The 24,547-nt window shown below is 44.6% G+C and carries 27 protein-coding genes and 1 pseudogene; all 28 read right to left on the bottom strand.

Going from position 1 to position 24,547, the window contains the following annotated elements:
- Positions 1 to 42: 42 nt before the first annotated feature.
- Complete coding sequence (spo0A, locus tag OCV65_RS00730) at positions 43 to 834, bottom strand: sporulation transcription factor Spo0A (protein ID WP_262580575.1); 792 nt, start codon at positions 832 to 834, stop codon at positions 43 to 45.
- Between the two features lie 125 nt (positions 835 to 959).
- Positions 960 to 2,018 carry a SpoIVB peptidase gene (gene spoIVB / locus OCV65_RS00725; protein ID WP_118451834.1) on the bottom strand — a complete coding sequence of 353 codons (1,059 nt, stop codon included), beginning with the start codon at positions 2,016 to 2,018 and terminating at the stop codon, positions 960 to 962.
- Positions 2,019 to 2,157: 139 nt separating this feature from the next.
- Positions 2,158 to 3,846, bottom strand: coding sequence for a DNA repair protein RecN (gene recN, locus OCV65_RS00720; protein ID WP_262580574.1), 1,689 nt, complete (start codon positions 3,844 to 3,846; stop codon positions 2,158 to 2,160).
- A 39-nt stretch (positions 3,847 to 3,885) separates the two neighbouring features.
- Entirely contained in the window at positions 3,886 to 4,335 is a 450-nt protein-coding gene (argR, locus tag OCV65_RS00715) for an arginine repressor (protein ID WP_118384293.1), read from the bottom strand.
- 3 nt (positions 4,336 to 4,338) lie between these two features.
- A complete protein-coding gene (locus tag OCV65_RS00710; protein ID WP_262580573.1) occupies positions 4,339 to 5,166 on the bottom strand; it encodes an NAD(+)/NADH kinase in 828 nt (275 codons plus the stop codon).
- An 18-nt stretch (positions 5,167 to 5,184) separates the two neighbouring features.
- The gene (locus OCV65_RS00705; RefSeq protein WP_118384294.1) at positions 5,185 to 5,994 is read right to left on the bottom strand and encodes a TlyA family RNA methyltransferase; all 810 of its coding nucleotides are present in this window, start codon (positions 5,992 to 5,994) and stop codon (positions 5,185 to 5,187) included.
- Positions 5,995 to 6,031: 37 nt separating this feature from the next.
- Positions 6,032 to 6,928: a polyprenyl synthetase family protein gene (locus OCV65_RS00700; protein ID WP_262580572.1), complete on the bottom strand. Its 897-nt coding sequence runs from the start codon at positions 6,926 to 6,928 to the stop codon at positions 6,032 to 6,034.
- Complete coding sequence (xseB, locus tag OCV65_RS00695; RefSeq protein WP_118384296.1) at positions 6,918 to 7,145, bottom strand: exodeoxyribonuclease VII small subunit; 228 nt, start codon at positions 7,143 to 7,145, stop codon at positions 6,918 to 6,920. The genes OCV65_RS00700 and xseB overlap by 11 nt, the downstream gene beginning before the upstream one ends.
- Positions 7,138 to 8,355 (bottom strand): exodeoxyribonuclease VII large subunit, encoded by a 1,218-nt coding sequence (gene xseA / locus OCV65_RS00690; protein WP_118451828.1) that lies wholly within the window; start codon positions 8,353 to 8,355, stop codon positions 7,138 to 7,140. Before xseA ends, xseB begins: the two co-directional genes overlap by 8 nt.
- Positions 8,356 to 8,368: 13 nt before the next feature.
- Positions 8,369 to 8,767: a transcription antitermination factor NusB gene (gene nusB, locus OCV65_RS00685; protein WP_118384298.1), complete on the bottom strand. Its 399-nt coding sequence runs from the start codon at positions 8,765 to 8,767 to the stop codon at positions 8,369 to 8,371.
- A complete protein-coding gene (locus OCV65_RS00680; protein WP_262580571.1) occupies positions 8,768 to 9,148 on the bottom strand; it encodes an Asp23/Gls24 family envelope stress response protein in 381 nt (126 codons plus the stop codon). It abuts the gene before it with no gap.
- A gap of 110 nt (positions 9,149 to 9,258) precedes the next feature.
- A pseudogene (locus tag OCV65_RS13385) lies at positions 9,259 to 10,864 on the bottom strand (peptide chain release factor 3).
- A 122-nt stretch (positions 10,865 to 10,986) separates the two neighbouring features.
- Positions 10,987 to 12,528, bottom strand: a complete 1,542-nt coding sequence (locus tag OCV65_RS00670; RefSeq protein WP_330666847.1) for an extracellular solute-binding protein — start codon at positions 12,526 to 12,528, stop codon at positions 10,987 to 10,989.
- The gene (locus OCV65_RS00665; RefSeq protein WP_262580569.1) at positions 12,525 to 13,319 is read right to left on the bottom strand and encodes an ABC transporter permease; all 795 of its coding nucleotides are present in this window, start codon (positions 13,317 to 13,319) and stop codon (positions 12,525 to 12,527) included. Before OCV65_RS00665 ends, OCV65_RS00670 begins: the two co-directional genes overlap by 4 nt.
- Positions 13,319 to 14,113: an ABC transporter permease gene (locus OCV65_RS00660; protein WP_262580568.1), complete on the bottom strand. Its 795-nt coding sequence runs from the start codon at positions 14,111 to 14,113 to the stop codon at positions 13,319 to 13,321. Before OCV65_RS00660 ends, OCV65_RS00665 begins: the two co-directional genes overlap by 1 nt.
- Before the next feature lie 12 nt (positions 14,114 to 14,125).
- Positions 14,126 to 15,565, bottom strand: coding sequence for an ABC transporter ATP-binding protein (locus tag OCV65_RS00655; RefSeq protein ID WP_262580567.1), 1,440 nt, complete (start codon positions 15,563 to 15,565; stop codon positions 14,126 to 14,128).
- A 23-nt stretch (positions 15,566 to 15,588) separates the two neighbouring features.
- Complete coding sequence (locus OCV65_RS00650) at positions 15,589 to 16,146, bottom strand: cupin domain-containing protein (RefSeq protein WP_118384303.1); 558 nt, start codon at positions 16,144 to 16,146, stop codon at positions 15,589 to 15,591.
- Positions 16,147 to 16,379: 233 nt separating this feature from the next.
- Entirely contained in the window at positions 16,380 to 17,009 is a 630-nt protein-coding gene (locus tag OCV65_RS00645; protein WP_118384304.1) for a SpoIIIAH-like family protein, read from the bottom strand.
- A gap of 24 nt (positions 17,010 to 17,033) precedes the next feature.
- Positions 17,034 to 17,669 (bottom strand): stage III sporulation protein AG, encoded by a 636-nt coding sequence (locus tag OCV65_RS00640; protein ID WP_262580565.1) that lies wholly within the window; start codon positions 17,667 to 17,669, stop codon positions 17,034 to 17,036.
- Positions 17,659 to 18,003 carry a stage III sporulation protein AF gene (locus OCV65_RS00635; RefSeq protein WP_118384305.1) on the bottom strand — a complete coding sequence of 115 codons (345 nt, stop codon included), beginning with the start codon at positions 18,001 to 18,003 and terminating at the stop codon, positions 17,659 to 17,661. The genes OCV65_RS00640 and OCV65_RS00635 overlap by 11 nt, the downstream gene beginning before the upstream one ends.
- 11 nt (positions 18,004 to 18,014) lie before the next feature.
- Positions 18,015 to 19,220 (bottom strand): stage III sporulation protein AE, encoded by a 1,206-nt coding sequence (locus OCV65_RS00630; RefSeq protein WP_262580564.1) that lies wholly within the window; start codon positions 19,218 to 19,220, stop codon positions 18,015 to 18,017.
- Complete coding sequence (gene spoIIIAD / locus OCV65_RS00625) at positions 19,217 to 19,603, bottom strand: stage III sporulation protein AD (protein ID WP_262580563.1); 387 nt, start codon at positions 19,601 to 19,603, stop codon at positions 19,217 to 19,219. Before spoIIIAD ends, OCV65_RS00630 begins: the two co-directional genes overlap by 4 nt.
- Before the next feature lie 75 nt (positions 19,604 to 19,678).
- Positions 19,679 to 19,873 (bottom strand): stage III sporulation protein AC, encoded by a 195-nt coding sequence (spoIIIAC, locus tag OCV65_RS00620; protein ID WP_118384307.1) that lies wholly within the window; start codon positions 19,871 to 19,873, stop codon positions 19,679 to 19,681.
- A gap of 11 nt (positions 19,874 to 19,884) precedes the next feature.
- Positions 19,885 to 20,403: a stage III sporulation protein AB gene (locus OCV65_RS00615; RefSeq protein ID WP_158567143.1), complete on the bottom strand. Its 519-nt coding sequence runs from the start codon at positions 20,401 to 20,403 to the stop codon at positions 19,885 to 19,887.
- A 22-nt stretch (positions 20,404 to 20,425) separates the two neighbouring features.
- The gene (spoIIIAA, locus tag OCV65_RS00610) at positions 20,426 to 21,358 is read right to left on the bottom strand and encodes a stage III sporulation protein AA (RefSeq protein ID WP_262580562.1); all 933 of its coding nucleotides are present in this window, start codon (positions 21,356 to 21,358) and stop codon (positions 20,426 to 20,428) included.
- Positions 21,359 to 21,477: 119 nt separating this feature from the next.
- A complete protein-coding gene (locus OCV65_RS00605; RefSeq protein ID WP_118384310.1) occupies positions 21,478 to 22,488 on the bottom strand; it encodes an NAD(P)H-dependent glycerol-3-phosphate dehydrogenase in 1,011 nt (336 codons plus the stop codon).
- Between the two features lie 31 nt (positions 22,489 to 22,519).
- Entirely contained in the window at positions 22,520 to 23,164 is a 645-nt protein-coding gene (plsY, locus tag OCV65_RS00600; protein WP_262580561.1) for a glycerol-3-phosphate 1-O-acyltransferase PlsY, read from the bottom strand.
- Between the two features lie 2 nt (positions 23,165 to 23,166).
- Complete coding sequence (gene der / locus OCV65_RS00595; RefSeq protein WP_118384312.1) at positions 23,167 to 24,495, bottom strand: ribosome biogenesis GTPase Der; 1,329 nt, start codon at positions 24,493 to 24,495, stop codon at positions 23,167 to 23,169.
- Between the last annotated feature and the right edge of the window lie 52 nt (positions 24,496 to 24,547).

Genomic DNA, 24,547 nt, shown 5'->3' with positions numbered 1-24,547 from the left:
TACGTAAGATTGTACCGTATTTTTAACAAAAAGAAAAGGGTTTTATCTCTTTTTGTATTCCAACCGAATCGTATCTGCTATCAGAGCAATGAATTCAGAATTTGTAGGCTTCCCTTTTCCATTACTCACCGTATACCCAAACAGTTCATCCAGCGTATCCAGTTTTCCTCTGCTCCACGCCACCTCAATCGCGTGACGGATTGCACGTTCCACTCTGCTGGATGTGGTTTTATGTTTCTTAGCCACCGTCGGATACAGCACTTTTGTCACTGCGTTTAACACATCCATATCCTCTACCGCCATAATGATGGCATCTCTCAGATAATGATAGCCTTTGATGTGTGCCGGAATTCCAATCTCATGGATCATATCTGTCACCTTCGCTTCCAGATCTTCCTCCGTCATCTCCCGTGATTCCATGACAGTTTCCGTCTTTGCCGTGACCGGTGCATGCTTCCCTTTCACAGTGTCCTTAATGTGATGCAGCAACACTTCGTTTTTAAATGGTTTCATCACATAATACTGCGCCCCTTTACTGAATGCACTCTCTGTAATACGATCCTGTCCCACCGCCGTTACCACAATGAAATTCGGACGCCTGCGTATCTTCCGATCGTGATTGATATGATCCATTACACTTAATCCGTCCATTTTCGGCATGATCAGGTCCAGCAGCACCACATCGGGCTCTTTTTCGCGGATAATGGTACATATATCTTCTCCGTTGTCAGCTTTTCCTACCAGTTTCAGTTCATTATCACTACGGATAATCTCGTCAAGTAATTCCAGAATTCTTTCGTTATCGTCGGCTATCGCCACTCTGATTGCTTCCATTCTTCTATTCCTCCTATCACTGGTATTGCAATACATCGTGCATATATTGTAAAAATAATTATAATTTTACATTTTACGGAGTTCAAGAAATTCATGTCGTAAAATCAATCTATCTAACGAGATTTTCACTGTTTTTTCAACATATCTTCCAAAATAATTCCATAACCTTTTGTCGGACTATTGACAAAGACGTGGGTTACTGCGCCTACAAGTTTTCCATTCTGCAGGATTGGACTGCCACTCATTCCCTGCACGATTCCCCCGGTTTTATCCAGAAGTTCCGGATCAGTCACAGCAATCTCCAGACGCTTATTGATCTCTGACGCCTTTCTGTCTATCTCCGTGATCTGTACATGATATTCTTTCACACATCCATCTACCGCACACCGGATCAGTGCATTTCCCTCTTCGATTTCGTCTTTTCCTGCTACTTTTACAGGCTCTGCATTACGAAAAAGTGTATCCACCCGATCCAGTTCTCCATAAATGCCCTGCTCTGTATTTTCTGTAATACTTCCCAGCATATTATAGCTGTTATATACAATAATCCCTTCCATACCTCCAGGGTATCCTTCTGTTCCTTTCTGCACATCCTGAATACTGGTGGAATAAAGTACGCCCCTGGATATTTTCAGCAGCTCTCCCGTATCGGTATCATGAATCCCATGTCCCAGTGCGCCAAAAGTACTGTCCGCCGTCAGATAAGTGATTGTTCCAAGTCCCTGAGCATTATCTCTTACCCATATTCCCAGTTTATAATCATCCACGCTGCACTCAACAGCTCTCATCCGTATATTGATCTTCTGATTTTTCCGTCTGACTTTCAGTACTATCTCCGGCTGCTCCAGAGATTTCACGGCTGCGATCAGCTCTGATTTATTTCTGATTTCATCATCTCCCACACCGACAATATAATCCCCTTCTTTCACCAGATGAGCTGCCGGCTCATGTTTCTCCCCATCTTTATCTTCTACCGCCTCTGTTCCAAGCACCATAACCCCATCTGTCTCCAGATAAATTCCCACCGGCATTCCGCCTGGGATTACCATGGTTTCTGACGGTTCAGCAGCAACTTCACGTTCCAGATTACTCTGTTGTAACTGTAGCAGACAGTAACTTCCACCTACGCTGACTGACAGCACCAGTATCATGATAAGAATTCTTCTGTACCAGAATTTACGCATATCCATCCTCCCATTCAAAAATCATCGAATAATTGAGTAGGTATTAACCTACTCGATGTGCAATCAATGTCATCTCGCCTATCGGCTTATTGCACAAAAAAGCAGGCACTTTCGTACCTGCTTATTATGCGTCTCTGTATTATTTTTTATTCTTTACAGTATTGGACTTTACCATAGATTTCATTTCACGGGCGCTCATCCGTACCGTTTCTGTAATCTCAGCCCCTCCAAGTATACGTGCCAGTTCATCTATACTTTCTTCTTCAGATAGTTTGCGGATCTCTGTTCTTGTCACGCCTCCATCTACTGTCTTCTCAATCAGATAATGCTGGTCTGCCTGGGCTGCTATCTGCGCCAGATGGGTAATGCAGATCACCTGATGGTTCCTGCCGATCACTGCCATCTTCTCAGAAACCTTCTGTGCTGTCCGTCCACTGATACCCACATCGATTTCATCAAAGATCAGCGTCTCAATCTCATCCCGGTCCGCCATTACTGTCTTAATCGCAAGCATCGTTCTGGAAAGCTCACCTCCAGATGCCACTTCTGCCAATGGTTTCACAGGCTGTCCGGGATTCATAGAAATCAGAAATTCCACATCATCTACGCCTTCTGCCGTATAATCTGCTAATTTATCAAAATGAATCTGGAACTGTACCTCTGCAAAGTTCAGATCCTTGAGTTCCGTCTCAATCGCTTTTTCTAACTGTAATGCCTGTGCTTTACGCTCACTGCTAAGCTGCTCTGCTGCCGCCTCCAGTTCCTGTCTGCGCTGCTTTAATTCTTTCTGCAGCTGCGCCAGATAACTGTCATAATCCTGCAGCTTCTGCAGACGCTCTTCCTTTTCTTCACAATAAGCTAAAATCTCCGGTATCGTATTTCCATAACGAGTCTTCATATGATTGATCGTATCCAGACGTTCTTCTGTCTCATGATACTCTTCATCTGAAAATTCCAGTGAAGACTGATACTCTGCAAGCTCCCTGTTAAAATCATTCAACAGACCATCCAGTTCCACAAGCTGCTCCGATAATTCTGCCGCCTTATCATCATACCTGGAAGCATCAATCATACAGCGAATTGCACGGCTGATCATGTCGCTTGCATTATCTCCGGACATTCCACCTGTACATTCATATGCCTCAGATGCATTTTCCAGGATATTACGTGCCGAATTCATCCGCTTATAGTCAGCTTCTAACCGCTCATCTTCGCCTGGAATAAGCTCTGCTGCCCGGATCTCCTGGATTTCAAATTCCAGAAACGAGACCTCTTTCGCACGTTCTCCCTCATCCAGGTTCGCCCGCTCCCATTCTTTTTTACTGTCCCGGTAAGTCTTATATGCTGTCTTTACATCTGCCGAAAGTTCCTGTATTTTCTTTCCGCCAAAGGCATCCAGTATCTGAAGCTGGTTTTTCTTGTAGAGAAGCGACTGATGCTCATGCTGACCATGAATATCAATCAAAATCCCTGCCGCCTGTTTCAGAAGTGACATCGTTACTGTCTCTCCATTGATCCTGCATGTACTGCGTCCATCCATTAGCCGTCTGGTCAGTACGACTGCTCCTTCTTCCGGATAAATATCAAGCGCAGCAAGCTTTGTAAGCTCTCGTTCTTCCGGAAGAAAAGTTAATTCCACCAATCCATACTGCGCGCCTTTACGCAGAATATCCTTACTGTATCTTCCCCCAAGTGCCAGATTGACCGATCCCAGAAGTATCGACTTACCGGCACCGGTCTCACCTGTCAGTATATTTAAGCCCGGGCCAAACTCCACTTCGCTTTCATCAATCAGAGCCAGATTCTTCACATGTAAACTTTGCAGCATAGTTCCTCCTACAATATTCCACTACAATCCCGCCGTGTTCTACAATACGATTTTACTGATTTTGTCCATGATTTTTACCGCATCATCCGTTGAACGGATCACGCACATGATCGTATCATCACCTGCAATACTGCCTACAACTTCATTCCATTTCAAAGAATCAATTGCGGCACATACCGCCATCGCCATACCTGATACCGTCTTGATCACCAGAATATTCTGTGCCATATCCATAGACACATAACCATCCCGCAGGATACGTATATATTTTTCATTCATCTCTGTCTCTACAGTCTGATGAACTGCATATTTTTGTCTGCCACCCTCATACGGAACTTTCGTAAGCTTCAGATCACGAATATCTCTGGATACCGTTGCCTGTGTCACTTTGAATCCTTCCTGATTCAGATATTCTGCCAGTTCCTCCTGCGTCTCTATATGATATTTGTTAATCAATTCTATAATCTTCGCATGCCTGTTGATCTTCATATCCTAGTTTCCTTTCATTTTTCTGCGCAATATCTCTAAAAAGCCAACTTTGCTCAGTTTCATAAGCTTTGTGATCATCGCAGATCTTCGGATCGTAACGGTCTGCCCTGTAACAATCTCTCTGGTATCCGTTCCGTCAAAGGATATATACACTTCCTCTGATCTGCCATGTCTGCCTTCTCCGATCTCAATCCTTATCTCATCCTCTGCCGACAACACAATACTGCTGGTATTAAGCGCATGAGAACAAATTGGCGTAATCACGATCAGCGATGCTGTCGGCTCCACGATCGGACCTCCTGCTGACAGATTATATGCCGTAGACCCCGTCGGAGTGGAGATTACGATACCATCCGCCTCATAAGAATTGAGCAATGTGCCATTGACATACACATTAAAATGAATGATCCGGAGATTACCTTTTCTGGATAATACAATATCATTCAGTGCCACATTTTCCCCGCCATCATCAAAGATACCGTCTAACATCATGCGGTCCTCAAGCATATAATGTCCGGACAAAATCTGATCCAGTGATTCTTCAATACGATCTACTTCTATTTCGGTAAGATAACCGAGCGTTCCCATATTAATGCCCATAATCGGCACTTCTTTTTTCAGAAGTCTTGCCACGCCGATCAGAGTACCATCACCTCCGATGACAATTGCACAGTCAATATCCTTCGGCATGGAATCCGCCGTCATATCCTTCCATGCATCTTCACAGAGAGTGCAACTCTTTCCACGCGCTTCCAGAAGTGCTTTCACACGCCCTGTTACCTGTCCGTCTTTATCTTTGCCTTCGTTCGTTACTATAAAAAATCGTTCCATGTCTGTTCTGTCTTTCCTCTATTTTGCCAGCGTATTAAACGCATCATCGACAGTTTTCTCTGTATCTGCATACCCGGTGATCTGTCCGGTCTCAGCATCTGATTTTTCCAGATGAATCAAATATTCGATATTGCCTTCCGGACCACGTATCGGTGAAAAATCCAGATTCAGAATATCAAATCCGATGGAAAGTGCATAATCCTTTACCATCTCAATTACCTCAATATGAGTACTCTTCTCTCGTACCACACCTTTTTTACCAACCTTCTCACGACCAGCTTCAAACTGTGGTTTGATCAGTGCCACAATCTGACCGTGTGCACGCAGATAATTATGGATCGGAAGCAGTACTTTAGTCAGAGAAATGAAAGATACATCAATAGACGAAAAGTCGATTGGTTCTCCCAGATCTTCCGGTAATACATAACGGATATTGGTCTTCTCCATGCATACCACACGCTCATCCTGTCTGAGCTTCCACGCAAGCTGTCCACGTCCCACATCGATGGCAAACACCTTGACCGCTCCATTCTGCAGCATACAATCTGTAAAGCCTCCGGTCGATGAGCCCACATCGGTACACACCTTGCCTTCTACCGATACATCAAAGTTCTGAATTGCCTTTTCAAGCTTCAGACCGCCCCGGCTTACATATGGAAGTGTGTGTCCCTTAATCTCAATCGATACATCATCCGAAAATGACGTTCCTGCTTTATCTTCACGTTCTCCATCAACAAATACATTGCCTGACATGATAATTGCTTTCGCCTTTTCTCTTGACTCTGCCAAATTGCGTTTTACCAGTAATACGTCCAATCGTTCTTTCATACTAACTCCTGTACTTTCTGATCTGTACTCAGATCATTTATTTTTTTCTGTGGATCAGCTGAGTAAGCAGCCATTCCAAATAATCATTTCTTACAGGCAGACTCTTTAAGAGCTCAATTGCCTCTACAGATTCCTTCTCTACGATTTTTTCTGCCTTATCAATGCCGAGAAGTGTCACATACGTGGTCTTCTCGTTCTTCTCATCACTGTGGATTGGTTTGCCCAGCACTTCTGCTGTACTTGTAACATCCAGTATATCATCCTGAACCTGAAAGGCAAGTCCAACCTTAGATGCCACCTTTTCAATCAATGTAATACTTTCATCATCCGCACCTGCAAGTGTTGCGCCGATCATCATAGAACTTTCCAGCAAAGCACCTGTCTTCAGTGCATAAATAAAATCCAGCACATCCTTATCCACCGCATGCCCGGTCTCTTTTACATCCACTACCTGACCGCCAAGCATTCCATAGATTCCCGCTTTATTACCAAGAATCTTCATAGCTTTACCAATCTGTAATGCCTTTTCCGGATATTTATCAAATGCTGCTGCAGCTGTCTCAAACGCATAGTTGAGCAATGCATCTCCCGCAAGGATTCCCATATCCTCACCATAGACCACGTGGGTTGTCTTTCTTCCACGGCGCAGTTCATCATCATCCATGGCCGGCAGATCATCGTGTACCAGTGAATAAGTATGTATCATCTCCTGCGCTGCCATAAACGGCTCTATTACCTTTTCTGTTCCACCAAACAATCGGTAAGTCTCCTGCATCAGCATCGGACGCAGACGCTTGCCTCCCGCCATCAGGCTGTATTCCATAGCATCCATGATAATCCTCTGATAACCGTTCTGCTCCGGAAGATAAGACTTTAATATCTCCTCAATCTCTTTGACCTTTTTATCACGTAACTCTGCGTAATTAGAACTCATGTATATTCCCCTCCTCATCCAGTATCTGAATCTGTTTTTCTATTCTCTCTATCTTATCATTACAGGTTTTTAACAGATCAATTCCTTTATGATACTTCTTAAATGTCTCCTCCAGAGAATTCTCTTCCTCCATATCATTCAGAATCTGATCCAGTTCCATAAGCACCTCATCAAGCGTGCACTCCTGTTCATTCTGATTATCTTGTTCCCTATTCATAACGTTCCTCCTGGACTCCTGTCACTTCTGCCTCAATTCTTCCATCTGCAACATAAATCGTTATGGCATCACCTGTCTGTACCTGCCCAATGCTCCGAATCGATCCTTTTCTGCCATCTGTCTCCTGCTCTGCAAATGCATAACCCTGATTAAGCTTATCTAACGGTGACAGACCTTTCAGACGTTCTTTCCGAAGTTCCAGCTGATGTCTGCTCATCTTAAGCTTCTGATCCATCAAGGCTTTGATTCTGTCAGATGCATCTGCAATATGCTGTCTCCGTTCTCGCAGCATTGTCTCCGGATGCAGATAATTCAACCTCGTGCGAAGCTTTTCTACTTTCATATGATACAACTCCAGGCGCTGATACATAATCCGGTTCATCTTCTGCCTGCAGCTCCTCAAGCTTTCCTGAAACTGATAATAGTCCCATACTGCAAGTTCCGCAGCAGCAGATGGTGTCGGTGCACGAAGATCAGCCACATAATCAATGATCGTCGTATCCGTCTCATGTCCCACCGCTGAGATCACGGGAACACTACATTCAAACACAGCCCTCGCCACTTCTTCTTCATTAAACGCCCACAGATCCTCGATAGATCCGCCTCCGCGTCCCACGATCATCAGATCTACACCGTAATGCTCCAGCGCATGGATTCCACGGACAACACTCTCCTTTGCGCCCTCTCCCTGCACCTGCGCAGGGTACAGAATCAATTGCACATAGGGATTCCTTCTGGCTGTAATATTCATAATATCCCGGATTGCTGCACCGGTCGATGCCGTTACCACGCCGATTGTCTTCGCATATGCCGGAATCTCCTGCTTATACTCCGGGGCAAACATCCCCATCTCTTCCAGCTCTTTCTTTAACATCTGGAATTTCTCATACAATACGCCCTCTCCATCCAATCGGATCTCCTTTGCATAGAGCTGATATGCTCCTGCACGCTCATAGATGCTGACTGCACCAAAGACGACCACCTGCTGTCCATCCCGCATATGAAAAGAGAGCCCGCCGCGCTGCCCCGCGAACATCACGCAGGCAATCGTTCCAGACTCATCCTTCAAGGAAAAATATATATGTCCCGATGTGTGATACTTACAGTTCGAGACTTCGCCTTTTACATAGATACGGTTCAGCATGAAATCCTGGGTAAACATATTTCTGATGTATGCATTTACCTGTCTGACTGTATACACATTCGTCATGCTCATACTCCCATCATTTTATGATTCTGGCAAGAACACCATTCACAAATGACGGACTGTCTTCACCGCCATATCTCTTAGCCAGTTCCACTGCTTCGTTGATCGCTACGGATACCGGCACATCTTCATCCATCTTCATCTCATACACAGCAAGACGCAGAATTGACAGATCCGCCTTATTCATGCGGACCGTTTTCCATCCTGTCGTATGCTCATTGATCAATTTATCAAGCTCCGGCACTTTCGCCGCAATCTTCTTCGCCTTCTCACCAATGTATGCTCTGTCTTTCTCATCATCGATCCCTGTCTGCTCAAAGTACAGATCGATCTGTTCATCTAATTCTTCCGGCGGATAGAACTCTGTGCCGAAAATCACTCTCAATATATGTTCTCTCTGCTCTGTTCTTCTCACTTATACTTCCTCCGGTACATCCACTCCGGCAATGCGGATATTTACATCAGCAACTGTAAGTCCTGTCATATTCTCAATCGCTGACTTCACTTTTTCCTGTACTTTACTGCATATCTCTACCAGACCGTATCCGTACAGCACGTTCATCGTGAGTGTCACTGTTACGATGCCTTCCAGCACTTCTACTTTTACGCCTCTTGCGGGAGACTTCATACCAAGCTTGCCCATAATCTCCTTTGTCATGCCGCCAAGAGAGGCTACGCCTTCTACCTCCATAGCTGCGAATGCTGCAATAGAAGCTACAACTTCATCAGCGATCTTTACTTCACCGATGCTCTCATCTTTCTGAATTGTATATATATTTCTTTCTTCTTTTCCCATATCAATAAACCTCCTGTTGGATGTATGTCATATGTCACACTAAGATTATAACAAATTTATTCATAAATGCAAACGATAAGTTCACAGATACGATGCAGATTACAGCAAGATTAAGAACGTCCGAACTCAGACAGCTCCAGCCCCTCGTTACGCTCCAGCACCATGCGGATGCTCCAGTCATTAACAAAAAGTAACAGCGGTCTGTCTTTCAGGTCTTTGATCTTCTTCATATCAGAAGTTCCCTTAATCTTATCCAAGTCGATATCCTCATTCTCAATCCAACGGATATGCTCGTAAGGAAGTGTATCCAGACGAATCTCTACATTATATTCATTCTCCAGACGATACTTCAATACATCAAACTGCAGTACGCCGACTACTCCGACGATAATCTCTTCCATACCGGTATTGTATTCCTGGAAGATCTGGATCGCACCTTCCTGTGCGATCTGGTTGATTCCCTTGATAAACTGCTTTCTCTTCATAGTATCAACCTGACGCACTCTTGCAAAGTGCTCCGGTGCAAATGTCGGAATGCCTTCGTACGCAAATTTCTTAGAGGATGCTGTCAGTGTATCTCCAATTGAGAAAATACCAGGGTCAAAGACACCGATAATATCTCCTCCGTATGCATTCTCGATGATCTTACGCTCACTCGCCATCAGCTGCTGTGGCTGTGACAGACGTACTTTCTTACCCCCCCTGGATATGCCACACTTCCATTCCAGCTTCAAATGCACCGGAACAGATACGCATAAATGCGATACGGTCTCTGTGTGCTTTATTCATATTAGCCTGAATCTTAAATACAAATGCAGAAAAGTCCGGCTCCTCCATTGGATCGATAATGCCCTGATCAGATTTTCTCGGAAGCGGTGATGTAGTCATGTCCAGGAAATGCTGAAGGAATGTCTCCACACCAAAGTTGGTCAGTGCGGATCCGAAAAATACCGGCGACAGTTCTCCCTTGCTTACCAGCTCCATATCAAATTCCGCTCCTGCTCCGTCCTGTAGCTCAATCTCTTCCAATAACTGTTCCATCTGCCCTTCTTCCAGTAATGTCTCCACTTCCGGATCGTCCAGGCTGATCTTGCGCACGGTTCCCTGTGTTGTACCCTTTCTGGTGTCGGAGAACAACTCGATCTCTTTCTCATTACGGTCATACACACCCTTGAATCTCTTACCGGAACCAATTGGCCAGTTCACCGGACAGGTAGCAATACCAAGCTCATTTTCAATATCATCTAACAGTTCAAAGGTATCCATTGCCTCTCGATCCATCTTATTGATAAATGTAAAGATCGGAATATGACGCATGGTACATACCTTAAACAGCTTACGTGTCTGTGCCTCAACACCCTTGGATGCATCGATAACCATCACTGCTGAATCCGCAGCCATCAATGTACGATAGGTATCTTCTGAGAAGTCCTGATGTCCCGGTGTATCCAGAATATTGATGCAATATCCGTCATAGTTAAACTGAAGTACGGAAGACGTTACGGAAATACCACGTTCCTTCTCGATCTCCATCCAGTCAGATACTGCATGCTTCGCGGTCGCTTTACCCTTAACACTTCCTGCCTGATTGATTGCTCCTCCGTAGAGAAGAAACTTCTCTGTCAGAGTCGTCTTACCGGCATCCGGATGGGATATGATCGCGAACGTCCTTCTCTTTTTTATCTGTTCTTTTATCTCGTTTGTAAGTTCTGCCATAACTGCAACACTCCTGCATTTTCCTTATTTTCAATCTTAGTTTTATCCTGGTTTCAGCCTTAAAATCCGTCTCGTAATTTTACGCTGTTTTTTAGTATATCATAAGATTCAAAAATCTACAATCACAGGTTTCCTCTCTGACGAACTTTCTTACGGATCATAAGACCTACAAGCAACAGAACTCCCGTTCCTGCAAGCACCCATACCCAGATTGGTATATCCCTCACATCATAGCATCGGACGCTGATCCACATCTGGTTGATTTCCTGATTCTGTGTATCATCAAAATTCAGCATGATCGATGATCTGGAAATAGCGTCCTGATCCGGATACTGTGCAAACAACTGTCGCTCCACCTGATCGGTCGGCGCATGGATCACATATTCTCCTTCTGTTCCTTCTCCTGAGAAGAAATAACTCAGGTCATACGGCGTCACATCCGTCTCATCATCCTCGGCGCCGTAACACCAGTCTGCATATTCAAAAATCCGTGGGTCATTACCGCCGGCAATCACCGATGTATATCCTACATAATTCATATTACGGATCACATTGTCCGGTCTGGATGTAAAATTAATAAATGCTTCTGCTGCCTGCTGCTTTGCAGCGTCATCATGAACTCCACTCTTTAACATCACCCAGCCGTCAAAATAAATATTCGTTGCCTCTTCCGGTACCGCAAATTCCAGTGGAAAATCATCCTCGTCTGCCTGATCCAGCGTATACACCCCATCTCCTGACCACTGAAGATTAGCCACTACCTTTCCGGTAATCATATCTGCCTTACCGGAATCTGACTCAAAGGAGAATGCATTCTTCTTCACATCCTGAAGATATTCCTGTACTTCTGCAATGGTCTCCGGTGATGCATCATTCATTTCTTTTTCCAGATTATCATGGTAATTCGGATCATTCTTAAATGCATCTGATGTTAAAAGATCTGATTTCAAAGCTCCCAGTGCCGCAAAATAAGAATCCCTCACATTGTCCTTGATCGTAATCTGACTTTTATACTTTGGATCATCCAGAATCTTCCAGCTGGAAGCCTCTTCTCTGGTCACCTCTTCCGGATTATATACAATACCGGTCAGTCCCCACATATAACCTGCAGCGTATTTACTCCAGGATTCTCCATCTACTTTGCTGTTATCATATACCGATTTAATATATGGGGATACTCCATTAATATAGTAGTTCTCCGGATCGGAAGTATCGAAAAAATGATCTGACAGAGGTTCCAGTCTTCCCTCTTTCATCAGCTTCATGATCATATATTCGGAAGGACATATCAGATCATAAGTATCTCCCAGTGTCAGCATATTATACAGATCCTCATTGGTTCCATAGGTCGAATACTCCACCTTTACGTGAATACCATAAGTCTCGTAATACCAGTCCTCAAAATCCTCCACCATAGAATTCTCACCGATGATGTCTCCACTCTCCAGATCAATGGTATCCTCTTCGTCCCAGTCACCCTCATCCAGATACTCTTCCCAGTTACTGATTCTAAGTGTCACTGTCTTTTCATTTGTTGCTTTTTTATCTGCTTTTTTATCATCTGCAGCCTTTACCTGCATACCACCAGACAAGGTAAGACCAAGGCTCAGAATTAACCCAAAGATAATACCGCTCTTTATTCCTGATTTCGTTCCTGCCATCATGATCCTCTCCTTTCTGCCCTGTGAGACCGTATATTCATGATCAATACCAGTAACACAACACACACAAATATTACTGTAGAAAGTGCCCATAGTGCTGTCTTGATATTGGTCTGCGCACCCTTGGTTGCATTTACCACATAGGTACTGATTGTATCAAAGGTTGCCGGCTTCGTGTAAGTTGCCACAAAATAATCATCCAGCGACAGCGTTACAGACAATGCAAATCCGGATACGATACCTGGCATGATCTGTGGAATCACAACCCTGGTAAGTGCCGTAAACGGTGTTGCCCCAAGATCCAGTGCTGCCTCATAGATACTGGAATCCATCTGCTTCAGCTTCGGGATCACTGACAAGAATACAAACGGCGCACAAAGTGTCACATGTCCTGCTATCAGCGGAATAAATGTGTCCTTGCTGATTCCAAGTACCACTACCAGTAAGATACAGATAGAAAATCCGGTCACTACATCCGCATTCACTACCGGAATCTGATTCAATGTATTTAACATAGCTGCGGTTCTCTTCTTAGAATAGAAAGAACCGATGGCCCCTACTGTTCCAAGTATCGTTGCCAGTGCCGATGCTCCCAGTGCCAGTGCAATGGTTCCTGTGATCATATTCACCAGCTCCGGTGTTGAAAATAACGTCACATAGTTATGCATGGAGAATCCACGGATTGCCCCAATATTCGTTGATTTCGTAAAACTGTAGACTGCCAGCACAAGAATCGGCAGATACAGAAATGCGAGCACAAGTCCTATAAATATCATTTTTCCAGTCTTTTTCATTACAGCAAGGAACCTCCTCTCGCATTTTCATCTTCCTGCCCTCCGCCAAACAGTGTAAACAGACAGATAATTGCCAGAAGTACCAGCGCGATCATCGATCCGCCATGCCAGTTGTATGCAGAGAAATAACTTCCTATCAGGCTGCCCATAATATAGGCACTGTTATACAGCATATCCAGTACTACATAGTTGGTCATTGCCGGAAGAAACACCATTGATACGCCGCTGATAATTCCCGGAACGGATAATGGCAATGTCACTCTTAAGAATGCCTGCATCTCTCCCGCCCCCAGGTCCCTTGCTGCTTCCAGCAGCGAGCCATCCAGACGGGATATGGTCGTATAGATCGGTAATATCATAAACGGAAGAAAATCATAAGTCATACCAATAACCGTATTCAGAAATGGGTGATATGCAAGATTTCCTTCGATAAATGTCAGAATCTCTTTCAACGCGGTAATACGCAGGGAGAAATTGATCCACATCGGCATCACAAATAAAAGCAGGATCACCGTCTTAGACTTCCATTTGCTGATTGCCAGAATATATGCTGTTGGATAAGCCAAAAGCAGACAGACTACCGTCGTCACGATTGCCACGCCAAAGCTGTAAAACAACGTGCCAAGTGTATTAGGATTGGTAAAAAATCCCACCAGATTCATAACCGTAAACTCGCCCTGTCCATTGGTAAATGCATAATACACAAGTACCAGCAGCGGCATTGCTACAAACAGCAGCAAGAATATAGCATACGGTATTCCCAGTGTTTTTCTGGAAAATGTTCTTCTGTGCATTTTGCGTTCCTCCTACCTTTTTACTGTAAATTTCATTTTGTCAACCGGCATGATCAGCCCCACCTGGTCATCCATATTCCACAGGTATTCATCATCCACAACAAAATCATGCTCCAGATCCGTATGAATGACATAGCTATAGTGATCTCCCTCGTAGATCAGATTACTGATATATCCCTGTACCAGTCCTTCCTCCTGCTCATCTGTCATACGGATATCCCTCGGCTGGATTGCTGCTGTCACACGGATCTTTCTGGTGTCAATCTCTATGCCATTAGAATCTACCAGATCACCATCTTCATCAAAATAACTGCCCTTAATAATATCAGTCAGACTCACATCCAGAACATTATCATTGTATTCCAGTTCTTTATTCTTATTAATCTCAACCTTAAAGAAGTTGGTGTGATCTTCTGTTACCATCAGATGGATATTGTCAGGCTCCACTGTAATACCTACGCGCTGACCTACCTTCGCCACATTGACTGACTGAGCTACGATCTCATTTTTACCGGACTCGATCGTAATCTCATAATGCATTCCCTTAAAGATCACAGATGTCACCGTACCACGGATCGTTCCATTTTCAGGAGCAACGATCTGCACATCCTCCGGTCTCACGACTGCTGTAATGTGTGTACCTTCCTTCATATCATCCACACAGACAAATTCGCCACCGCAGAAACGAGCTTTCAACTTTCCTGTTACAATTCCGTTAAAGATATTACTCTCTCCGATAAAATCTGCTACGAATGCATTGATCGGCTCATTATAAATGTCTTCCGGTGTGCCGATCTGTTGCATCTTACCTTCCGACATAACCACAATCTTATCTGACATGGTAAGTGCCTCTTCCTGGTCATGGGTTACGTAGATAAACGTAATACCAAGCTCTCTGTGCATGGCTTTCAGTTCTAACTGCATCTCCTTACGCATCTTCAGATCCAGTGCGCCAAGAGGCTCATCCAAAAGCAGAATCTGCGGTTCATTGACAACCGCTCTTGCAATTGCCACACGCTGCTGCTGACCTCCGGACAGTGTACTCACGCTCCGGTTCTCAAATCCTTCCAGATCCACAAGTTCCAATGCTTTCTTAACCTTTTTTACAATTTTACTCTTTGGTGTATTTTTCTGCTTCAATCCAAATGCGATATTGTCAAAAATATTCATATGCGGAAATAATGCATAACGCTGAAAAACCGTATTGATCGGCCGCTTATTCGGCGGCAATTCTGTGATCGGCTTTCCATTTAACAGAATCTCGCCTCCTGATGGAATATCAAATCCTGCGATCATGCGGAGCGTCGTTGTCTTGCCGCATCCTGATGGCCCAAGAAATGTAATGAACTCACCCTGTTTTACCTCCAGATTAAAGTCGGAAACTGCAGTAAATCCATCCTCATATGTTTTGGTAATATGTTTTAATTCAATGATATTCTTTGTGTTCTCCATCTTTATCCCCCATTCTGCTTTCTCTAAAAATTAGGTGGTGTACTAACCCATATGAATTTTGCCGGCCTGCTGCCCGGGTTCTCGATCCAGTGTTTCTCCTTTGCAGGATAATAAAAACTGTTTCCCGCTTTTACCTGATAGACCTTCTCTCCCAGATGCAGCTTCACTCTTCCCGAAATAAGATACCCGAATTCCTCACCGCTGTGCGGTTTATCTTCATCCAGTCGCTGATGCGGCGCAATCGTCACAAGAAGCGGCTCCATCTGATACTTCTGTGCTGTCGGCACGATCCATTGTATCTGATTACCGACATCATCAACCTTTTCAAAAAATCCATTTTCAGAAAAAACGATCTGTTCTTCTTCTGTCTCTTTAAAGAAATCTGATGCCGTTGTTCCCAGACATTCAATCAGATCCAGCAGCGTTCCTACTGACGGTGATACCTGTCCCCGTTCAAGCTGGGAAATGAATCCCTTGGTAAGCTCTGTTCTGTCTGCCAATTCCTGTTGTGTCAGTCCGTTCTGATTGCGCAGATCTTTAATCTTTCTCCCGATATGTTCATTCACGTATTCCAGTTCCATACCGTTCCTTCTTTCCTTTTGTAACTTTTATTTTGAATCACAATATTTCTAAACCCAAAATATGTTTTCACTAAACTTTCACACGATTCTGATTATACTACTAATAAACTTTTTGTCAATTATTTCCATCATAATTCTCGTTAAAAATACGTTAAAAAGTCCCTGAACATCACTCTTCTGATCTTCAGAGACTTTCTGGTCTTTCTCATTGCTTTTCCAACTCGTTTTTTAATTTAATTTTCTGTTGCCGCAACCGGATTAATTACAATATTTTCTGCTGCTACTCCCGTCTTTCTGGTAACAATATCCTCAATCTGCGCCCGGTTCGCCTCAGACAGTTCTGCCGCACTGACTACCACATCTGCCCCATCAGAAGTAAGACTTACCACTGCTTCTTTGAACCCTTTCGACGCCAGCATTGTCTCTGCTGCCGCTTCTTTTTCCGCCAGATCTGTCATCAAAAGGAGCTGATCCACTGCCTCCTGCTTCTGCGCATCACTGAGATTCTTATTATCAATGATTTCCATCAGGGATTCTTTGTTCTTTGCCCGCACCTGTTCTCGGGTTACCTTTGCTTCTGCCACCACTGCGCTGGCATCGCCACTGGTCAGAACCGCTTCACCCGGCGTTCCATCCACGGTACCATCTTCCTCATTATCATTGCTCTTAATATCTCCATTTGCTGCCGACAGATCTTCCTCCGAAATATCCAGAAGCTCCATATTAGCAAGGTCACTGCTGGTCTCCTTAGACTGATTCTTCCCTCCCAGCAGTTTGCCGGAATAATTCAGATATCCTGCTGCTGCGATCATAATTGCAAGTCCCGCGATCACCAGTTGATTTCTCCGCACCCTATGCTTCACACTACTTTCCTCCTTGCGATGAATTTAATTACGTTTCATTACCTTTATTTTATGCGTGTCTATCTCGAATAATGCCTGAACGGCTTCTATAATATTCTCTACTGCCACCGGGTCATCACCACCTTCTGCTATTACGATGACTCCGGCCACCTCCGGTGTCAGTTCTTTTGTCACATAAGGCGCTCCCTGGCTGCTTCCACCACCATCATAGATTGCTGTCTGGGAACTCCGACTCTGAATCGTACTTCTGCTGCCACCCTGACTGTCTGACTCCTTCACTGACTCACTCTCCGACTCACTGTCTGCGCCAAGAATCTTTTCTGAAGAAGATGCCATGGTGATCATAACCTCTGTCTGTCCTACCCCATGTACTTCCGACAAAACCTTCGCCAGTTTCTGTTCCAAATAATCTGCATATGTTTCCGCGTTACCATTTCCGGCCATTTCATTTGAAGTATTATCCGAGGGATCTTTCGTTTTACCGGAATGCATTAATCCCGTTTCCGCATCACCCTCCCCAGAGAACGGCACTGCAATTACCAGCAAAAGAATGCCTGTAAGCAGTATAATCAGTAGACGGTCTTTTCTATGACACAGATCCTTACATTTCCCGACAAGCTTTTTCCAGTCTATCTTCGGTATCTGCTTCTTATCTTCCAATCCGAATCTCCCCCACTTCTATCCGCCCTGCTTCTGTTTGCTCCTCTTCTGATTCTTCCAGACTTTTCTCCACATCTTCCTCCTCAAGTTCTGCTGACTTTGTCTCAATCTGCTCCACCATCTCTGTATACTTTTTTTCAGCTTCAGTCATGAATCCTGTCGTATCTGTTCCAAATATCCGAAACACCGGAACAAGCATAAAAAGAATCAAAACGATTCCCGTGTACAACCTGATATACTTCTGGTACTGTTTTCCAGCCGCAAGCTGCATAATCACCGAAATCAGTACCATCACATATGCAATCTGACGAACCCACTCATATAATTTTTCCATTTAATCCCTCATCACATTCCTGTTGTATAGCTCACAATAGCAACCGTCACCAGAAATAAAATCCCGGTAACAAAGATACAATTCATAAGCATCTTGCAGCCTTCGCCTACACCACTGATGCATTCTATAATTCTTTTATCCGATACAGGCTGAACCAGTGCTGCTGCAAGCTTGTACCCAAGTGTGATCACTGCAAGCTGCAATAATGGTGCAAGGCAGAGTACAAGACACAGGAACATTCCAACGATACCGATACTGTTTTTTATCAGCACAGCGGTGCCAAGGGCAACCTCTGCCGTACCGCCAAGCAGATCTCCTACCCCCGGAACCATCTCCATTCCTCTTGTCACTGCGCTTCGTTTCACAGTATCAATTGCCGGTCCAAGCATCCCCTGTATCACATTTAACCCGATCATGCCACCCATCAGAGTCTTAAGTCCCCAACCGATTGCCGTCTCCAGAAGCTCTGCAAATTTAGACAGATAATCTTCTGACTGCAAGCTGTTCATCACCCTTATTATCACATACATATGAATTCCCGGCACGATCAGATGAAGCAGCAGCTCTTCAATTACTACAATAAGAATAATCGCAAGATGATAAAATGCAAGGGAACTGATGCTTCCCTTCGCGACTGTAACTGCTGCAAAGTACACCGGATACAACACCTTCATAAAACCTGTCAACGTATGCACTCCATTTGCCATCCATTCCGATGCTGCCTGAAATGATGCCAGACAGATTCCCATCACAAGAAGATAGATCATATAAAAGCTAATCTGTGACACCTGCCTGGTCTGAAATATATCAGAAAAACCGATGAATACTGCTGATGCAATCGCCAAAAGAATCAGATATAAAATGCTTTTTCTGTTCACCTCCCAAGCTCCGAATATCCTCTCCCGTAGCATTTCTTTTATAGCATCTCGGCCAACATCCGTATTTCCCATCATAATCTGTCTGACCGCATCCGCAAATTCCATCCTTTCCTGTGGAAAAAGGTCTTCCATCATCCGATCAATATCTGTAAAATCCATTGATTCCAACAGTTCCATATTCTGCGTCTTGTCTGATATCTGCACGTCTTCAGTCTCACTGGCATATACTATACCCATACTCTCCGCTTTTTCCTGCCACCACAAGGCTGCTATCACCGTCATCGCCAACATACTTATTCTTACCAGAAGAATTCTCCCGTATGCGCTCTGTTTTTTCATGTCAGGAATTCTCCGATTGCCTGTAGTACCATCAACAGTATCGGAACGCTTAATACCATAATTAACAGTTTTCCGAATATCTCAATCTGTGCTGCAACCGTCTGATATCCAGCATCCTTACATATACTCGAAGCAAGCTCTGCTGCATATGTGATTCCGATCATTTTCAACATTGTGCGAATATAAACTCCATCTAATCCTATGGTATCTCCAATCTCACGCACAGTATCCACCAATACTTCCAACTGTCCAAATACTGCTGTGAAAATCAGCACACTCACTCCCAGTGCAATATATGTACTGTATTCTGTTTTTCCGCCCTTAAACTGCACCGCCAGAAGTACACCCGCCACTCCCAGTACTGCAACCTGCAGCATATTCATATACATCCCCCATTTCCACATCTATTACAGATAAAATTTCGAATCGACATATCTCCCGTAGTAGTCTAACACTGCTCAGAGGGAAAACAGATCCCGTATGGATTCAAACAGATCATAAATATATGGCACGATCCAGAATAATACCAGAATCAGTCCTGCAAGACTCGTCAGAAACGCCTGTTCTTCTCTTCCACTATGCTTCAACACCTGTCCCAGTACTGACACCAGAATACCCACCGCCGCTATCTTAAATATCAGATTTACCCCCATGTATCCTCCTCTTATATCAGCATCACCGCAATCAGAATACCGCCGATCACTCCCAGACTACGATACAGCTTTTTCTTTTCACCAAGCATCGACTGTCTTTCCTTTATGGCATCTGCAAATTCTTCCAGATAACGATCCAGATAACGAATCTGCATTTCTATATCCGCATGTCCAAGAAAACTGCCAAGTTCCATAAGCCGCTGTCTCTCCTTTTCCGGGATCATATTTTCTGTCAGATGAATTTCCACTCCCTGACTCCATATTTCCACCAGATTCCCTCCATCTTTTCTGCACATCCGATCTGCCATTTCGGAAAGCCATCTGTCATATGGCTCTTTCATTTCTCTCGCAAGCCTTCTGAAAATGTCAGGAAGCATCGTTCTCGAATACCACAATTCTCCCCGAAGCCGTAGCATCAGTCCCTGCAGATATCTCATTTCCTGACAGATCCTGTCCTGCTCCCAGGCAAGGCAGCCTCCAAGCAGGCTTCCTGCCAAAATAATGAGAAATCCTCCCGTAAGCTTCAGCATAGCATCACTCTTTCTACAGACTTCAACATATTTTTGTTCCCTGATGATCGTAGACTCCCTCCAGCTGTCCGATCCGTTCTCCACGGCAAAGCACAATATATCGTTCAAACAACCTCAGCCGAAAGAATTCTTCAAATAATGGTTTGTCTCGAATCTCCTGATAACTCTCTCCATGTACTGTTGCAAGCGTTCTGCAGCCACAGTGCATGGCATAGCGAAGAATCCCAACTTCTTCTTCGCTTCCAATCTCATCCACCGCGATCACCTCTGGTCCCATACTCCGGATCAGCATCAACATACCATCTGCTTTCGGGCATGCATCCAGAAGATCTGTTCGGACTCCAAGATCATTCTGTCTGATTCCAAGATAACACCCTCCAAGCTCTGACCGTTCATCCACCACCCCAACTGTCTTTCCTTTTAAATGGTCACATCCATTCGCAATCTGTCGGATCATGTCTCTGAGAAGAGTCGTCTTGCCACATCCGGGCGGTGCAATGATCAGTGTGTTGTATACATTACCCTGACTCGTCAGATATGGCATCACAGCATCCGCACAGCCTCTGACCTGGTGTGCAACACGGATATTCACCGATGAAATATATCGGAAATTACGTACGCCATTCTGTTCCATTATGACCTGTCCGGCAATCCCGATCCGATGACCCCCTTCAATGGTAATATATCCCTGCTTCAGTTCCTGTTCATACGCATACAGAGAATAGCCTGTCGCATACTGAATCGTCTCCTGTACCTCCTCCGGCGTTATCATACAGTTCTCCTTCGTTTTAAGCGTATGCTCCTGTCCGTCACAATAAAATAATACTTTCTGACCTGCCCGAAGCCTGATCTCCTGCAAAACATCCTCATCCGATATCTGTGCAGATAACGGATCTCTGATTCGCAGCGGCAAGATTTTCCATATACTTTCCAGATTATTTGTCTTGTTATTCACCTTTGTCCACCTCTTTACCCCATTATATTGGGACACACTGGAAAATATGCATAGAAAAAGCGCCGGGATCATCCCGACGCCTTCCTAAATTATTCTTATTTTATACTATAGCCAGTCCGTTAGCTCCACGGCTTCGCTGTATGCTCCGGTTTGCCGCTTCGCATCATCAGATCATTCACAGCCTCTGCTGCATCTTTTCCTTCAAAAAGAACTGCATTGACCTGTTCTACAATCGGCATATCCACGCCATATTTCTTACCAAGCTTAACTGCTGCCTTGGTAGAAAAAACACCTTCCACCACCATCTTGACTTCGTCCATAGCTTCCTGCATGGTTCTGCCCTGTCCGATCAGGTATCCGGCTTTGCGATTACGGCTGTGCACGCTGGCACAGGTTACAATCAGATCACCCACACCGGTAAGACCGGTAAAGCTCTCGATTGCTCCGCCCATCTCAACACCCAGTCTGGATATCTCATGAATTCCTCTGGTGATCAGCGCAGCTTTCGCATTGTCCCCATATCCAAGTCCGTCCGCAATACCGGCAGCCAATGCAATCACATTCTTCAATGATCCACCAAGCTCCATGCCAAGCATATCCGGGCTTGTATACACACGAAAGACTTCATTCATAAATAATCCCTGCAGATATTCCGCAGTCTCACGTGTCTTCGCACCCACTACCACGCTGGTCGGAAGTCCTCTTCCTACTTCTTCTGCATGGCTTGGTCCTGAAAGAACTGCCACATCCGCATCCGGTAATTCCTCTTCAATCTGCTGGCTCAAAGTCATCAGTGTATTCTCTTCAATACCTTTCGCCACATCTACAACAATCTGTCCTTTGGTAAGGTACGGTCTGATCTTAGCAGCTGTGCTTCGTACCGCTGTAGACGGCACCGCCATGATCAGCACCTCTTTACCTGTAACTGCTTCTTCCAAATCTCCGGTAAATCTCATCGTCTCCGGTAGCTTCACTCCCGGAAGCTTTGACTTATGTTCTCTGGTTCTGCTTAGCTCTTCCGCTTCCTCCGGTCTGTGCGACCATTCTGTCACTGCATGCCCATTCTTATCCAGAAGCAATGCCAGTGCAGTTCCCCAACTTCCTGCTCCGATTACTCCGATATTTGCCATCTTATACCTCCTTATCAGATCATACTCCAGATTATGATTTCTTACCTACTGATAATTTATTCTCCGTACCATTCATCAGACGGACAATATTCGCCTTATGCTTATAGAATGCAGAAATCACTAACAATACGGCAATCCCATAGATCTCATAGAGATGTCCGCCAGTCACATGATATCCACCCATCTGTCCATACACGATTACACAGATCATGTAGGTCACAACAAGTGTAAGTGATCCGGCAGACACATATTTTGTGCATATTGTTACTCCTAGGAAAGCTGCTACACAGATCAATGTGATCCACCAATTGGTCGTACTGGCAATCAGCCCTGCTGTAACTGCAATCCCTTTTCCTCCTCTAAAATTCATATAAAATGGATAATTGTGACCCAGTACGACTCCCATACCGGTATACATAGCAAGTACCTGTATGATATCTGCATGTGTCTTTCCAAAAATCAAGTGGACTAACACTACTGCAATGATACATTTGAACGAGTCTCCCAAGAATGTAATCACTCCGGCTTTCCAGCCAAGTGTCCTCAGAACATTCGTCGTTCCTGCATTACCGCTTCCATATTTGCGGATATCCAGATGCTGGCTTTTGCCATAGAGATATCCGGTCTGGATCAGACCAAACGCATATCCGATCACCAAACATATCAATCGTTCCATAGTTACTGATCTTTCTCCTTTCTCTCGCGGATAAAGAATTTCAGTGCAGTTCCACGGAAACCAAATGCTTCTCTGATCCGGTTCTCCAGATATCTGGTATAGGAGAAATGCATCAGTTCTTTGTCGTTCACAAATATTACAAATGTCGGCGGCTTGATCGCTACCTGTGTAATATAGTAGAGCTTCAATCTCTTACCCTTATCTGACGGCGGTTGCTGCATCGCTACCGCTTCTGTCATGATCTCATTCAATACTCCTGTTGCGATGCGAAGTGTCTGATTCTCTATTACCATATCGATTACATCGAACATCTTCGGCAACCGCTGTCCGGTCTCAGCAGATACATACATAATCTCTGCATAAGGAATAAATGACAGCACCTGACGGATCTTACTCTCATATTCACGCATGGTCTTGTCATTTTTCTCAATGGCATCCCACTTGTTAACCACAATGATAATACCCTTGCCACGCTCATGTGCAATACCTGCAATCTTGGCATCCTGTTCTGTTACACCCTCTGTAGCGTCAATCACTACCAGCACCACATCGGCACGCTCTACCGCTGTTACGGTACGGATGATACTGTACCGCTCCAGTTCTTCTTTGATCTTATTTTTTCTGCGAAGTCCTGCGGTATCAATGAACACATATTCCTTGCCATTATGCACAATCTCAGTGTCAATGGCATCACGAGTGGTTCCTGCCACATTGGACACGATCACACGCTGCTTGCCGACCAGGCGGTTCACGATCGAAGACTTGCCTACGTTAGGCTTACCTACGATGGCTACACGTGGGCGCTCATCCTCTTCTTCCTCACCTGTATGCTCTGGAAAATGTGCAACCACTTCATCCAGAAAATCTCCCAGACCCAGTCTTGAAGATGCAGAAATCGGCACGGGATCCCCGATCCCCAGATTATAGAACTCGTATACATCCGGCATGAACTTGTCAAAGTTATCTACTTTATTAACCGTCAGCACGACCGGCTTACCGGAACGGCGAAGAAGATCTGCCACCTTAAAATCCGCATCGATCAGACCCTGACGCACATCAGTGATAAAAACGATCACATCTGCTGTGTCAATGGCAATCTGTGCCTGCTCCCTCATCTGCGAAATAATAATATCTTTACTCTCCGGTTCAATACCGCCGGTATCTATCAGTGTAAAATCCCGGTCCAGCCAGTTCACGTCCGCATAGATGCGGTCTCTTGTAACACCCGGAGTATCTTTCACGATTGAAATCATCTCTCCTGCCAGTACATTGAACAATGTAGACTTACCTACATTCGGTCTTCCAACGATGGCTACTACTGGTTTTCCCATAACTTCCTCCTCTAAATCAATTTAGCTATCGCTCATTATAACACATTTCTTC

Origin of the sequence: Dorea ammoniilytica (assembly GCF_025567415.1) — a bacterium.
Taxonomy (GTDB): Bacteria; Bacillota; Clostridia; order Lachnospirales; family Lachnospiraceae; genus Claveliimonas; species Claveliimonas ammoniilytica.
This window is presented reverse-complemented; position numbering and strand designations above follow the sequence as displayed.

Coding starts and splice junctions, on each gene's coding strand:
- spo0A (WP_262580575.1), bottom strand. CDS start 834: ATGGAAGCAATCAGAGTGGCGATAGCCGACGATAACGAAAGAATTCTG.
- spoIVB (WP_118451834.1), bottom strand. CDS start 2,018: ATGCGTAAATTCTGGTACAGAAGAATTCTTATCATGATACTGGTGCTG.
- recN (WP_262580574.1), bottom strand. CDS start 3,846: ATGCTGCAAAGTTTACATGTGAAGAATCTGGCTCTGATTGATGAAAGC.
- argR (WP_118384293.1), bottom strand. CDS start 4,335: ATGAAGATCAACAGGCATGCGAAGATTATAGAATTGATTAACAAATAT.
- OCV65_RS00710 (WP_262580573.1), bottom strand. CDS start 5,166: ATGGAACGATTTTTTATAGTAACGAACGAAGGCAAAGATAAAGACGGA.
- OCV65_RS00705 (WP_118384294.1), bottom strand. CDS start 5,994: ATGAAAGAACGATTGGACGTATTACTGGTAAAACGCAATTTGGCAGAG.
- OCV65_RS00700 (WP_262580572.1), bottom strand. CDS start 6,928: ATGAGTTCTAATTACGCAGAGTTACGTGATAAAAAGGTCAAAGAGATT.
- xseB (WP_118384296.1), bottom strand. CDS start 7,145: ATGAATAGGGAACAAGATAATCAGAATGAACAGGAGTGCACGCTTGAT.
- xseA (WP_118451828.1), bottom strand. CDS start 8,355: ATGACGAATGTGTATACAGTCAGACAGGTAAATGCATACATCAGAAAT.
- OCV65_RS00680 (WP_262580571.1), bottom strand. CDS start 9,148: ATGGGAAAAGAAGAAAGAAATATATATACAATTCAGAAAGATGAGAGC.
- OCV65_RS00670 (WP_330666847.1), bottom strand. CDS start 12,528: ATGATGGCAGGAACGAAATCAGGAATAAAGAGCGGTATTATCTTTGGG.
- OCV65_RS00665 (WP_262580569.1), bottom strand. CDS start 13,319: ATGAAAAAGACTGGAAAAATGATATTTATAGGACTTGTGCTCGCATTT.
- OCV65_RS00660 (WP_262580568.1), bottom strand. CDS start 14,113: ATGCACAGAAGAACATTTTCCAGAAAAACACTGGGAATACCGTATGCT.
- OCV65_RS00655 (WP_262580567.1), bottom strand. CDS start 15,565: ATGGAGAACACAAAGAATATCATTGAATTAAAACATATTACCAAAACA.
- OCV65_RS00650 (WP_118384303.1), bottom strand. CDS start 16,146: ATGGAACTGGAATACGTGAATGAACATATCGGGAGAAAGATTAAAGAT.
- OCV65_RS00635 (WP_118384305.1), bottom strand. CDS start 18,003: ATGGAAAAATTATATGAGTGGGTTCGTCAGATTGCATATGTGATGGTA.
- OCV65_RS00630 (WP_262580564.1), bottom strand. CDS start 19,220: ATGAAAAAACAGAGCGCATACGGGAGAATTCTTCTGGTAAGAATAAGT.
- spoIIIAD (WP_262580563.1), bottom strand. CDS start 19,603: ATGAATATGCTGCAGGTTGCAGTACTGGGAGTGGCGGGTGTACTTCTG.
- spoIIIAC (WP_118384307.1), bottom strand. CDS start 19,873: ATGGGGGTAAATCTGATATTTAAGATAGCGGCGGTGGGTATTCTGGTG.
- OCV65_RS00615 (WP_158567143.1), bottom strand. CDS start 20,403: ATGCTGAAGCTTACGGGAGGATTTCTCATTATTTTGGCAGGAAGCCTG.
- OCV65_RS00605 (WP_118384310.1), bottom strand. CDS start 22,488: ATGGCAAATATCGGAGTAATCGGAGCAGGAAGTTGGGGAACTGCACTG.
- plsY (WP_262580561.1), bottom strand. CDS start 23,164: ATGGAACGATTGATATGTTTGGTGATCGGATATGCGTTTGGTCTGATC.
- der (WP_118384312.1), bottom strand. CDS start 24,495: ATGGGAAAACCAGTAGTAGCCATCGTTGGAAGACCGAATGTAGGTAAG.